Origin of the sequence: Apibacter sp. B2966 (genome assembly GCF_011082485.1) — a bacterium.
Taxonomy (GTDB): Bacteria; Bacteroidota; Bacteroidia; order Flavobacteriales; family Weeksellaceae; genus Apibacter.
Map to the genome: position 1 here is coordinate 1,683,939 of NZ_CP049714.1, position 12,590 is coordinate 1,696,528.

Here is a 12,590-nt window from a genome sequence, read left to right on the forward strand (position 1 = left end):
AAAATCAAGGGTATAAAATAAAAGTGGATTATTTAAGATTAATAAGGATCAAGCAATGGCTAAAAAATGTTTTTGTATTTCTTCCTATATTTTTTGCAGGTAAAATATTGGATTTGAATTTATTATTAAATTCAATAATCGCTTTTTTTTCGTTTTCATTTATAGCAAGTTCAATTTATATAATTAATGACTATACAGATATCGAAAAAGATAGGATGCATCCTGAAAAAAAAAATAGACCTCTAGCCGCCGGTAAGATACCAGTTAATCATGCAATTATTGTTTTTCTATTTCTATTCTTTTCATCCTATTTTTTGGGTTATCTTACTCATTCTTGGGGAGTAATTTTAATAATTTCGGTTTACTTTTTAATGAATTTAGCTTATAGCTTTAAATTAAAGCAAATTGCTATTGTAGATGTAGTAATTATTTCTTTAGGATTTTTATTAAGGATTTATATGGGGGGATTTGCAACAAATTTACCCATATCCGTATGGGCAATATTAGTTACCTTTTTTTTAGCATTAGTTATGGCTTTAGGGAAAAGAAGGGGAGAATTAATAAACGTTCAATTAACCGGCGAAACTAGAAAAGCATTAGACGGATATAATCTTCAATTTATAGATATTGCAATTACTATGGTTTCTACCTGTTTTGTCGTTTGTTATATTATGTATACCTTAGACCCTGTAATAAAAACGAACTTCCATTATTACATTGTATATACTTCTTTGTTTGCGGTAATTGGTATTCTAAGATATTTACAATTAACTTTTGTATATACTAAAACAGAATCACCCACCAAGGTGCTTTATAAAGACTTATTTCTCCAAATAGACTTAGCGATTTGGATCGTGATGATTTTTATACTAAAATATTTAAATTAAAAAGATGAGTGGAATTGAAAATAAAATAAATATAACTAATTGGGGGAAATATCCGGTAGTTAAAACTAATTTTCATATAACATCTGACGTAAAAGAAATAGTAAAAATAATAAAAAATAGTACTTCAATTATTGCAAGGGGAAACGGAAGGTCCTATGGCGATAATTCGTTAAACAGCGATCATATTTTATCTACTCTGCGATTAAATAAATTTTTATCCTTTGATAGAGAAAAAGGTATTTTTGAATGTGAATCCGGAGTTATTTTGTCTGATATTCTTGATGTAATTGTTCCCGAAGGTTATTTTTTACCTGTAACACCGGGTACTAAATTAATTACGGTTGGAGGAGCTATAGGATCTGATGTTCATGGAAAAAATAATCATTCAGAAGGTTGTTTTGGAGATTATTTGATTGATTTCAAAATAATCACCCAAGATGGAGAAATAAAAAAATGCTCCCGTGAGGAAAATTCCGATTTATTTTGGAATACCATTGGAGGTATGGGATTAACCGGTATCATCATTTCTGCAAAATTTACTTTAAAAAGAATACAGACGGCTTATATTAAACAAAAAGTTTTAAAGGCTGAAAACCTTGAGGAAATTTTTAAATTTTTCGAGGAATGTGAAAACTGGACGTATAGTGTAGCATGGATTGATTGCCTACAAAAAGGCAACCAAATGGGGAGATCAATATTAATGGTGGGTGAACATGCAAAGTTGTCGGAATTACCCACTCAATGGAAAGAAAATCCATTACAAACTAAGAAAAAATTAAAATTAAATGTTCCTTTTGATTTTCCGTCATTTGTGTTGAATACATGGTCTGTTAAGGCTTTTAATTTTTTATATTATTTGAAACAAAGAAAAAAAATCATAAGTAATGTAGTAGACTATGATACATTTTTCTACCCTTTAGATGCGATCAACAATTGGAACAGAATTTATGGTAAAAATGGGTTTATACAATATCAATTTATAATACCTAAAAAGGTTGGTAAAGAGGGAATGACAGAGATTTTAAAAACTATAGCAAAAAGTGGCCAAGGTTCATTCCTTGCTGTTTTAAAATTATATAAAAAAGGTAATATAAATGCTCATAATTCGTTTCCTATTGACGGATACAGTTTAGCATTGGATTTTAAAATCAATAAAAAATTACCATTTCTAGTTAAGGAATTAGATGAAATAGTTGAACATTATGGAGGAAGGATTTATTTAGCCAAAGATTCCATGTCTAAAAAATCACTTATAGACTATGTCAAAGTTCCTGAAACGGGTAAATTTGATTCTTTACAAAGAAAAAGAATTACCAATTATTTATCTTGATAATGGCGGGTTATAAGATAGTTAAATATTGGATTCTCATCATAATTACATTATTAAGTATTACTTTATTACCTTTGTTTTTGCCGTTTGGTGGTATTACACCTGATTCATTATCTTATTTTAAGATTGCAAAGGAAATACCGAATGGTAAAAGTAATTTGTTTCCTATCGGATATCCAATAGTTTTAAGAATTGGATATTTTTTTACAAATGAGTTTTATTTTGGTTCTCGAATTATTAGTTGCTTAAGTTTTACTCTTATAATTGGCTTCTCATATTTAAAAAAATTTTATTTTAAGGAGACGGCTTTACTGGTTACTTTAAAATTTATTATATCTCTTTATATTCTTTCTATTTCTGAAAGTATTTTCTTGACACTTTTTTATATTTTAATCTTTTATTTAAATAAATTATTGACAGAAAACAAATTAAAATTTAAAATTATTTATCCGGCAGTTATCTTAACTGTATTTTTAACTTTAGTACGATATACAGGCTTATATATTTTTATAGCAATAACAATATACTTTATATGTTATACAATTAAATATAAGCTCTTCAATAAACTTATTTATAAAAATTATTTTTATTATTTGTTATTTTCATCTTTAGGAATCAGTATATATTTAATATATAATTACCTGGAATTTGGAAGTTTTTTTGGCGAGCATATAAGATCAGCTCCCTCATTGGATAGCTTATGGAAACATACCTTAGATAATTTGTTAGGTGTACTAAATGTTGTTAATCCTATATTTTCAATTAAAATACTGGAACCAACGTCGGCAGTAATTTTTATAATGATAGGTATATTGATAATAGATTTATTCTTTTTACTAACCTATATATGGTTTTATAAAAGGCCTTTTAAAGGTAAAGTTACCACATTTCATCAATTATTACTGACTATAGGATGTATATATCTCATTTTAATGTTTATTTCAGAATTTACACAGGGAATAGAATCATTAAACACAAGAATGTTGGCTCCGGCATCTTTCTGTTTTTGTTTTTCATTTTTAATATTATTTTTTAAAACTTATCCCAACAAATTGCATTATATTTTTATGTTAAGTATTTTATCGTTAGCAATAAATATAATATATCAACTGAAATCGCCGGTAAATTACCTTTCTTATAGAGTAAAAGTGATAAAAATTTTAAAAGAAAGAAAAAATCTAAAATATTTTTTAAATGATACGGGTAACGATCATGTTTCGATATATAAAATTCCATTACTTAATAAAAAATTTGAATACTTTCATCCTTATTTACAATCAGGTTATATAAATTCTAATATTGTAAGATCAATTAATCCTGATATACAAACCATTCAAAAAGACAATTCAATTACAAATAAAAGTTTAATATTATACAATTCCGAAATCAAATGATAATTCTAGGAGCAACTTCAGACATCTCTCAAGCATTTATTAATAAATTATTATCTGAAAATATAAACAGGTATCCCAAAATATATTTAATAACGTCAAACCCGGAAGAAACCCAACGATTATCAAAGCATATTTTAATTAAGTTTAAACAAGATTCCGAAATTATAAATTTTGATTTAACTAAAGATGTTGATTATTCTGTATTTGATTCTATTGATTCAGATTTATTATTTTGTGCGACAGGTTTTTTAGGAAAAAATACAGAAGCGGGATTATATGATGAATATAATACACAAAGAATTCTTGAAATAAACTATTCTAAACTTGTACCATTAGTAAATTATTTTGCTCAAAAATTTGAAAATAAAAAATCAGGAACTATCATCGGATTATCATCTGTTGCCGGACTTCGGGGTAGGCAAAGTAATTTTATTTACGGGAGTTCGAAAGCCGGATTTATGGTTTATTTAGACGGTTTGCGTAATTATCTTTATCATAAAAATGTTCATGTTATGACCGTTCTTCCCGGATTTATGGATACCAAAATGACTTTGGGAATGGCATTACCCAAACTCCTAACCGCTTCACCGCAACAAGCCGCAGACATTATTTATAAAGCATATAAGAAGAAAAAAAATAAAATTTATATAACGGGCATCTGGAGATATATAATGCTAATTGTAAGGAATATTCCGGAATTTATATTTAAAAAATTAAAGATGTAAATTATGATCATTTAAATTAATGAAAAAAATTTTATCATATTTTTCCTTAAAAGAAATTGATATATATTTAATTGGCTTTTTATGTATATCAACCTTATTTTTTAATTTTTTACTTATAAATTTATGTTTAAATCTCAAGATAGAATCTAACTTATTTGTTTTTCCTTTAGCTATAATTCTGTCCTATTTTTTAGCATTATTTAAATTTCCAACAAGCAAGGTAAATGGAACCATGTTTTATTTTACTGCTTTTGTATTAATTACAATAGTCATTAATAGCTTTATCATTGATTTTAGTCAGGATGGCATGCTATATCATAAAGGTATTATCTTGGAAATTAGTAAAAAATGGAATCCTATATACGAAGAGATGACAAAAGATATTCCTTTTCAATATGTATATAATCATTATGTAAAAGGAATTGAATTTTCGCAATATTCTGTTTACTGTTTAACTCGTAATATTGAATCTTCCAAGGTTATCAATTTTTTATTTTTATTATCATCTTTATGTTTTACATATCTTAGTATCAAGAAAATATTTAATAAAAAAATATTTTCAGTAGTATTTACTTTGTTTTTAAATGCTAATCCTATTGTAATTAATCAACTATTTACCTTTTACGTAGATGGAATAATTTATTTATCATTGTTAATAAGTTTGTCACTATTACTCTTAAAATCCTTTAATGAGAAATGGCCTTATTTAGACTTGCTATTATTAATGATCGTTGTTTTATTTGTTAATATAAAGTTGACATCCTTTGTATTAGTACTTTGTCTGTTCTTTTTTTACTTTATTTACTTATTAAATAAAAAAAGGATAAAAGAAATTATATCTAATTTAAAATTATTAATACTTTCAGGAATAATAATAGGAATTGTTTCCTGGTATCCTTTTGGGCAAAATTTACTTAAAAAGGGGAATCCCATATATCCTGTTGTTGGAAAAAATAAAATTGATATTATTGAACATCAAAGGCCGCCATCATTAAAAGATGATTTATCAATTATTGCTGCTTTTAAATCTCTATTTTATAGAGTTAACCATGCTCCACATTCTTGGTCAAATGGTACTATAAATGAAAATATCGAAGAATTTAAAATACCATTTACCTTTAAATTTTATGAGATTAAATATTCATCAATAGCATGTGCTAGAATTTCAGGATTCGGTTTCTGGTTTAGTGGAATTTTTATACTAGCAATTGTATTGTTTATAGCACTATGCTTTTATCTAAAAAAAGATCAAAGAAATTTAATGTTATTCTTTGTGATGTTTATTTTTATTAGCATCCTACCTTATATACAAGGGGCATGGTGGGCTCGTTTTATACCACAATTATGGATTTTTCCGATCTTTATTTTTTTTCTAACAAATTATTTCGGCAATACAATATTAAAAGTTGTTAGCCAAATTAGTTTAGTTTTAGTTGCCATTATGATATTTATTATAGGAGGATACAACTATAGTAAAACTTTATATAATAGTTATGAAAAAAGAAAATGTCTGTCTATGTTAAAAAAGTGTTTTGGCGATAAAACTATTAAAATAAAAGTCGATTATGATAGTGAAGAATTCTATTTTAAAGAATATGAGGTAAACGCCCAAGTTGTTTCGATAAAAGATTTCGAAAAAGATAAAAAGAATTATTATTTATTTCAAAAATATTATTTTATTAAAAAAGATGGAGAATAATTGTTTATATATATTTGACTTTGATGGAACGTTAACAAACAAAGATACTTTATTTGATTTTTTACAATTTTCTTTTCCTCATAAATACAAAAAAGTCTTTATTAAATTTATTCCTTTATTTATATTGGTAAAATTTAAAATATTCGATGCAGGAAAAATTAAGCAAAAATTTATCTCTCAATTTTTAAAAGGTAAAACACGTTCAGAATTAGAAGAATTAGCTCAATATTATTTTGAAAGTAGGAAAAATACTATTATCAGGCCCAAGGCATTGGAATACATAAGAGCGTTATCAAGAGAACCCAATAAATATATCGTCACAGCTTCCTTAGATCTATGGGTTAAACCTTTTGCAAAATATTTAGGATTACGTTTGATTTCAACAGAAGCAGAATATATTGATGGAGTATTTACCGGTAAATTTGCTACACCCAATTGTAATTATAAGCAGAAAGTAATTAGAATAATTAGTGAAATACAATTAGCCCATTATTCCAAAATATACGCATTTGGAGATAGTAAAGGAGATAAAAATATGTTAGAACTTGCGACAGATCCTTTTTATTGTCATTTTGAATAAAAATGTAGAAAGTTCAGAAGAAAAAATCTACTAGTAAAATTCCTGATTTAATCTGATATTCTGTATATTTTTATAAGTTTATAATAACTCCAATAGAACCATGGCTGCCTAGCTCTGCAAATGCACCAAATTTATCATCGAAGAAATACCGATACCCAATATGTGCACCTATACCAAAACCGTCATTTCTTCCTCCTATATTTATTCCGGGATATAAGTCCATAGTATGAGGAAGGTCTAAGAGGTCATTTAAATGAAAATTAGCCCGTCCATAAATAAAAAAATTATCATCATCTGCGCTCCAATAAAAATCGGTACCCCCACCAATGGAAAGCCAATCCATTATTCCGTAATCATAAGTAGCAGTAATTCCGGTTCCATATCCGAAAGCATTAATTCCTAACTGTACTTTTTGGTCTCCAATACCTCTAAAACTCTGAGCATGGGTAAAGGAAATCAGCCCTAAAAAATAAAAAAGTACTATTAATTTTTTCATTATATATGGTTCAGGTTATTCATCTATTTCTAAGATATCATTGATAAATGAGCAAGATACTTTAAATCGTAAGGGTTCTTCTTGAGTAATAAAATCTTCACAATAGCCTTGCCATATAAGTTTTAAATTACCCTGTTCATCTTTACCGAATTTCAATTCATTATTGTCAGTTTCCAAATCCTCTTCATCATTTAAATTCAGATTTGTATAATATAATTCTTCTGCTTCGCCATTTTCATTTTCTTTTTCTTCATACGAAGGTATTTGAAATGATTTTCCGCAAAGTTGCTGTATAGTTTTTACTGGAATTTCGAAATCTTCAATGGAAAAAGACACTTGCGGGTATTCATTTTGATATGAGTCTTCTTCTACGTGATCTAAATCATCATCTGATTCTATTTCAACTACTAATGTATTTTTCTTGTTAAGAAAAACAACCTTACAAAAACATTTCCTGATGTGATACACTAAGGTTTCATCAGGATGATAAAACTTAATAAGCCCTTTCATCTATTTGTTATATAACGTGTTGCAAAAATATATATTGTGTTATTTTATAAAATATTTACTTAAAATAAAAACTATTTTATTCAATTCCTTTAAGGATAAAATATGATTTTTTTCCTCTTTGAAGTAAAACGTATTTTCCTTGAATTAAATTTGATTCATTAATAATAAAATCATCGTTAACTTTTTCTTGATTAACAGAAATTGATTTTTCCTTAAGAGCTCTTTTAGCTTCATTTTTTGAAGATAAAAAACCGCTTATTTCTGATAATGCATCAAGAATTGAAATTCCGTTTTTAAGAATATTCAAAGAAACTTCTTTTTGCGGAACCCCTTCGAATAAAGATAAAAAAGTAGTTTCATCTAAAGATAGGAAATCTTCCTTAGTTGATTTTCCAAACAAAATAGAGGAAGCTTTTATGACCTTATCCGTTTCTTCCTTACCATGAACCCAACGGGTAACTTCTTCAGCTAATTTTTTTTGTAAAATCCTAAGGGATGGGTTTTCATTATGATTTCTAATTAATGATTCAATTTCATCCTTGGAGAGGAAAGTATAAATTTTTATATATTTTTCAGCATCAATATCTGTTATATTTAACCAGAATTGATAAAATTTAAAAACGGAAGTTCTATTTACATCTAACCAAACATTTTCACCTCCCTCACTTTTACCGAATTTAGTACCATTAGCTTTTGTAGTTAGTGGACAAGTTAAAGCAAAAGCTTCTTCACCGATTTTTTTTCTAATAAGCTCAGTTCCTGTGGTCAAATTTCCCCACTGGTCGGAACCACCCATTTGAAGTTTAACCCCTTTTTCTTTGTATAAATGATAAAAATCAAAACCTTGTAAAAGTTGATATGTAAATTCTGTAAAAGACATACCCTCTTGATATTCACCGTTTAATCTTTTTTTGACGGAATCTTTAGCCATCATATAATTAACGGTTATATGCTTTCCAATATCACGGGCAAAGTCTAAAAAAGTAACATCCTTCATCCAGTCATAATTATTAACCAGTATGGCAGAATTTGACTTGTTACTATCAAAGTCTAAAAATCGTTCTAATTGAGATTTTATTCCTAAAATGTGCTTTTGTAAAGTTTCACTATCCAGTAAATTACGCTCTGCGCTTTTTCCGGATGGATCGCCGATCATACCTGTGGAACCACCCACTAAAGCAACAGGCTTATGACCATGTCTTTGAAAATGAACTAAAAGTAAGATAGGCACCAGGCTTCCTACATGAAGAGAATCTGCAGTCGGATCAAAACCAATATAACCCAGCGTCATTTCCTTATTTAATTGTTCTTCTGTTCCCGGGATTATATTATGAATTAATCCCCTCCAAGTTAACTCTTCAATAAAAGAATTCATATGTTAGATTTTTCAACAGGCAAATTTATAATTTTTCGATGAATATGTTCCATTTATAAGCATAAATTATACTTTTTTTACGGTTTTAACTAAACAAATTAAATATATATTATAATATTTAATATCACATTGGTTTACTTATAATGAATACCCATGAGCCGCTGTATATTCAGAAAAGAAGGCGTAAAAACTATTTATTGTATTTTTGATCCAAAAAAATGAGAATGTTATTTGTAGATAATAAAAACAATTACAATCCCGAAATTAATTTAGCTATTGAAGAGTATCTTGTAATGAACTTGCCAATTGAGGAAGATTCATATCTTCTTTTCTATATAAATGATCCTTCCATAATCATAGGAAAACATCAAAACACTATAGAAGAAATCAATACAGAATATGTAGAAGAAAAAAACATAAAAGTTGTTAGGAGGTTATCGGGAGGAGGAGCTGTATTTCACGATAGGGGTAATTTAAATTTTAGTTTTATTACCAAAAATGATGGTAATAGTTTTTCAAATTATCAAAAATATTTACATCCGGTACTAGAAGCGTTGAAGCAAATGGGAGTCAATGCGGAAATTAAGGGAAGGAATGACATAGTAGTAGAAGGAAAGAAAATAAGCGGAAATGCTCAATTTGCCACTAACAAAAGAATGTTTACCCATGGAACACTATTATTCAATAGCAACATGGATGAAGTTGTTAACTCTTTAAAGGTAAGAAAAGATAAAATTGAATCGAAAGGAATTAAATCAATCAGAAGCAGAGTAGCCAATATATCTGATTTTGTCACAACAGATTTAACCATAGAAGAATTTAGAGATAAATTACTACTTTCAATTTTTAATGTAGATAAAACAGAAGATGTCAATAAATATGAATTGACGGAAAAAGATTGGGAACAAATAAATAAAATTTCACATCAAAGGTATTCAAATTGGGATTGGAATTACGGACGTTCTCCCAAATTTTATATGGAAAGAAGTCAACGGTTTCCAATAGGTTCCATTGATTTAAAATTAAATGTCGAAGAAGGAAACATTACTGCAATTAAAATATACGGAGATTTCTTCGGAGTGGGAGACCTAGAAGATATAGAGAACAGATTATTAGGACAAAAATACACAAAAACTTCCGTTGCCGATTCATTAAAAGATATTGATCTATCAACATATTTTGGGAAAATCACACTTGATGAATTTCTTACCTTAATATATTGATAAGTCGGTAATCTTAGAGTAATTAATAATTCTATATATTTTGACTCAATTATTTATCCAATTCAGGATGCGTTAAATCTATCATATAATTAGTGTATTTTTGTAAAAAGTTAAAAAATAGAAGAAAAACAGATGAAAAATTGGATTGAGGCCGCTAGATTAAGAACGTTACCGCTTTCATTATGTGGAATCATTTTAGGAGGATTACTTGCCAAATGGAAAGGGAATTTTGATGGAATTATTTTTGGACTTTCTTGTCTTACAACCATATTATTTCAAATATTGTCCAATTTTGCCAATGATTATGGAGATGGAACCAAAGGAACCGATAATGAGTTACGAGTTGGTCCGGTTCGTGCTATTCAATCGGGAGCTATTACACAACAATCCATGTTTCGTGCAATTTTAATTACTGTATTTCTATCCCTACTTTCTTCAATAGTTCTGCTTTGGTATGCTTTTATCCCCAATTATAAAAGTGAATTTTTTATATTCATTGGATTGGGAATTGCTTGTGTATTGGCGGCTATATTTTATACTATGGGAAAAAAGCCCTACGGATATATGGGATTAGGGGATTTTTTTGTTTTTATTTTTTTTGGATGGGTTTCTGTTTTAGGAAGTGAATTTCTTTATACAAAATCTTTTACTTGGGATAATTTGCTTCCCGCCTCTGCAATTGGCTTATTTAGTGTAGCCGTTTTGAATCTAAATAATATGAGGGACATTGAATCGGATAGAATCAGTCATAAAAAAACGCTGGCATTACGATTAGGATTTCAAAATGCTAAGTATTATCAAATGGTACTAATGAATCTTCCTTTTATTCTTTGTCTCATTTTCCTGTTAATACATCAGAAAGAATTTGTTATAAAATTAGATAGTTGGTCATCATTAAAACCATTTTTATTCTTTATACTATTTATTCCGAATACTATAGTACGCAGAAAAATTCTTTACACCCAAAACCCCAAAGATTTAGATTTATACTTAAAACCTACAGCATTGTTAGCCTTATGTTTTTCCGTTTTCTTTGGAATGGGATTAAGCCTTTAAAAAAACTATACATGAAAAATAATATAAAACACATATTCTTTGATCTTGATAATACACTTTGGGATACGGATAAAAATTCAAAGTTAACTCTTAAAAATATTTATGAAAATTTAAAAATTGTAGAAAGGTATCAATTACAATTTTCAGATTTTTATACATGTTATTACAACAGGAATGAAAATCTTTGGTCCTTATATAGGCAAGATAAGGTAAGCAAAGCAGATATATTGGAGAAAAGATTCAAGGATACGTTTTTGGAATTTCATATAAATGATCCTGAAATTTGGGATTATTTTAATGCCAATTTTTTAACTCAGATCATGGAAAACAATAATTTAATTGAGTATGCAGAGGAAATTTTGAAATATCTAAAAACAAAAGGTTACCAATTACATGTTGTTTCCAATGGCTTTATACAACAAACCGAACAAAAAGTTCAAGAAACTTGTATTAAAGATTATATAACCACCCTAACCAGCGGGGAAGAAATAAATAAAAGAAAGCCTGCTAAAGAAGTATTTGAATTAGGCCTTAAAAAAGCCCATGCATTAGTGAATGAATCCGCGTTTATCGGGGATGATTGGGAAGCAGATGTATTAGGTTCTCAAAGAATAGGGATGTTTCCGGTCTATTTTAATTACAAAAAAGAAGAGCATCATAAAAGTGCAGAGATTCCCATAATTGAAAATTTGTTAGAATTAAAAAATATCTTTTAAATAGATATTATGATTGAGGTTTATACAGACGGAGCTTCTTCTGGAAATCCGGGAAAAGGAGGGTATGGCATTATAATGAAGCTGAAAGGAACTTCATATGAAAAAAACTTTTCAGAAGGATTTCGCTTAACTACCAACAATAGAATGGAATTATTGGCCGTAATTATTGCTTTGGAAAAAATTAATAAACCCGATCAAGAAGTTGAAATATATTCTGATTCAAAATATGTAGTCGATGCCGTTAATAATAAATGGATTTATGGTTGGGAGAAAAAAAGATTTGAAAAAGTTAAAAATCCGGATCTATGGATTCGATTTATTAGAATTTACAAAAAACATAAAGTAACCTTTCACTGGGTAAAGGGTCATCATGGGCATTTTTACAATGAAAAGGCGGATCAGTTGGCAACTGCTGCAGCTAAAGGAGAAAATCTGTCCATTGATATGGGATATGAAAATCTTATATCAGACAATAAAAATATTTTTTAATTAAATAGTCTAAACCGTTAGAAAAATAATTTGTTAATAAATTAGTAAATAACGTGTTAAAAAAATGTTCATAATTTTATAAATTAGCACAAAGATTATTAAAAAATAAG

13 protein-coding genes are annotated in these 12,590 nt (G+C 28.0%); 10 read left to right on the forward strand and 3 right to left on the reverse strand.

Annotated elements, in window-relative coordinates:
• The first annotated feature begins 17 nt into the window (after window positions 1–17).
• The 6 genes from G8C43_RS07285 (at window position 18) to G8C43_RS07310 (ending at window position 6,615) form a co-directional block, all read left to right on the forward strand.
• Window positions 18–887: a decaprenyl-phosphate phosphoribosyltransferase gene (locus G8C43_RS07285; protein ID WP_410488969.1), complete on the forward strand. Its 870-nt coding sequence runs from the start codon at window positions 18–20 to the stop codon at window positions 885–887.
• A 4-nt stretch (window positions 888–891) separates the two neighbouring features.
• Window positions 892–2,217 (forward strand): FAD-dependent oxidoreductase, encoded by a 1,326-nt coding sequence (locus tag G8C43_RS07290; protein WP_166005147.1) that lies wholly within the window; start codon window positions 892–894, stop codon window positions 2,215–2,217.
• A 593-nt stretch (window positions 2,218–2,810) separates the two neighbouring features.
• Window positions 2,811–3,611 (forward strand): hypothetical protein, encoded by an 801-nt coding sequence (locus tag G8C43_RS07295; protein WP_160557628.1) that lies wholly within the window; start codon window positions 2,811–2,813, stop codon window positions 3,609–3,611.
• Complete coding sequence (locus G8C43_RS07300) at window positions 3,608–4,336, forward strand: SDR family NAD(P)-dependent oxidoreductase (protein WP_166005149.1); 729 nt, start codon at window positions 3,608–3,610, stop codon at window positions 4,334–4,336. The genes G8C43_RS07295 and G8C43_RS07300 overlap by 4 nt, the downstream gene beginning before the upstream one ends.
• Before the next feature lie 19 nt (window positions 4,337–4,355).
• Window positions 4,356–6,035 (forward strand): hypothetical protein, encoded by a 1,680-nt coding sequence (locus G8C43_RS07305; protein WP_166005151.1) that lies wholly within the window; start codon window positions 4,356–4,358, stop codon window positions 6,033–6,035.
• Window positions 6,025–6,615, forward strand: coding sequence for an HAD-IB family hydrolase (locus tag G8C43_RS07310; RefSeq protein WP_166005153.1), 591 nt, complete (start codon window positions 6,025–6,027; stop codon window positions 6,613–6,615). Before G8C43_RS07305 ends, G8C43_RS07310 begins: the two co-directional genes overlap by 11 nt.
• A 70-nt stretch (window positions 6,616–6,685) precedes the next feature.
• On the opposite strand, the gene G8C43_RS07315 is transcribed toward G8C43_RS07310, so the two are convergent.
• The 3 genes from G8C43_RS07315 to tyrS all read right to left on the reverse strand — a co-directional run bounded on the left by G8C43_RS07315 (window position 6,686) and on the right by tyrS (window position 8,996).
• Window positions 6,686–7,111, reverse strand: coding sequence for a DUF6646 family protein (locus G8C43_RS07315; protein ID WP_166005155.1), 426 nt, complete (start codon window positions 7,109–7,111; stop codon window positions 6,686–6,688).
• 15 nt (window positions 7,112–7,126) lie between these two features.
• A complete protein-coding gene (locus tag G8C43_RS07320) occupies window positions 7,127–7,621 on the reverse strand; it encodes a hypothetical protein (RefSeq protein ID WP_160568630.1) in 495 nt (164 codons plus the stop codon).
• A gap of 76 nt (window positions 7,622–7,697) precedes the next feature.
• Window positions 7,698–8,996, reverse strand: coding sequence for a tyrosine--tRNA ligase (gene tyrS / locus G8C43_RS07325; protein ID WP_166005157.1), 1,299 nt, complete (start codon window positions 8,994–8,996; stop codon window positions 7,698–7,700).
• Between the two features lie 218 nt (window positions 8,997–9,214).
• Here tyrS and G8C43_RS07330 point away from each other — a divergent pair, with 218 nt between their 5' ends.
• The 4 genes from G8C43_RS07330 (at window position 9,215) to rnhA (ending at window position 12,480) form a co-directional block, all read left to right on the forward strand.
• Window positions 9,215–10,219 carry a lipoate--protein ligase gene (locus G8C43_RS07330; RefSeq protein WP_317164153.1) on the forward strand — a complete coding sequence of 335 codons (1,005 nt, stop codon included), beginning with the start codon at window positions 9,215–9,217 and terminating at the stop codon, window positions 10,217–10,219.
• A gap of 132 nt (window positions 10,220–10,351) precedes the next feature.
• Complete coding sequence (gene menA, locus G8C43_RS07335) at window positions 10,352–11,275, forward strand: 1,4-dihydroxy-2-naphthoate octaprenyltransferase (protein ID WP_166005159.1); 924 nt, start codon at window positions 10,352–10,354, stop codon at window positions 11,273–11,275.
• A gap of 11 nt (window positions 11,276–11,286) precedes the next feature.
• Window positions 11,287–11,991 (forward strand): HAD family hydrolase, encoded by a 705-nt coding sequence (locus tag G8C43_RS07340; RefSeq protein ID WP_166005161.1) that lies wholly within the window; start codon window positions 11,287–11,289, stop codon window positions 11,989–11,991.
• Between the two features lie 6 nt (window positions 11,992–11,997).
• Window positions 11,998–12,480, forward strand: a complete 483-nt coding sequence (gene rnhA / locus G8C43_RS07345; protein WP_160542585.1) for a ribonuclease HI — start codon at window positions 11,998–12,000, stop codon at window positions 12,478–12,480.
• Window positions 12,481–12,590 lie beyond the last annotated feature (110 nt).

Bases quoted from the DNA above. Each gene is read 5' to 3' on its own strand.
- G8C43_RS07290 (WP_166005147.1), top strand. From the start codon at position 892: ATGAGTGGAATTGAAAATAAAATAAATATAACTAATTGGGGGAAATAT.
- G8C43_RS07300 (WP_166005149.1), top strand. From the start codon at position 3,608: ATGATAATTCTAGGAGCAACTTCAGACATCTCTCAAGCATTTATTAAT.
- G8C43_RS07305 (WP_166005151.1), top strand. From the start codon at position 4,356: ATGAAAAAAATTTTATCATATTTTTCCTTAAAAGAAATTGATATATAT.
- G8C43_RS07310 (WP_166005153.1), top strand. From the start codon at position 6,025: ATGGAGAATAATTGTTTATATATATTTGACTTTGATGGAACGTTAACA.
- G8C43_RS07315 (WP_166005155.1), bottom strand. From the start codon at position 7,111: ATGAAAAAATTAATAGTACTTTTTTATTTTTTAGGGCTGATTTCCTTT.
- G8C43_RS07320 (WP_160568630.1), bottom strand. From the start codon at position 7,621: ATGAAAGGGCTTATTAAGTTTTATCATCCTGATGAAACCTTAGTGTAT.
- tyrS (WP_166005157.1), bottom strand. From the start codon at position 8,996: ATGAATTCTTTTATTGAAGAGTTAACTTGGAGGGGATTAATTCATAAT.
- G8C43_RS07330 (WP_317164153.1), top strand. From the start codon at position 9,215: ATGAGAATGTTATTTGTAGATAATAAAAACAATTACAATCCCGAAATT.
- menA (WP_166005159.1), top strand. From the start codon at position 10,352: ATGAAAAATTGGATTGAGGCCGCTAGATTAAGAACGTTACCGCTTTCA.
- G8C43_RS07340 (WP_166005161.1), top strand. From the start codon at position 11,287: ATGAAAAATAATATAAAACACATATTCTTTGATCTTGATAATACACTT.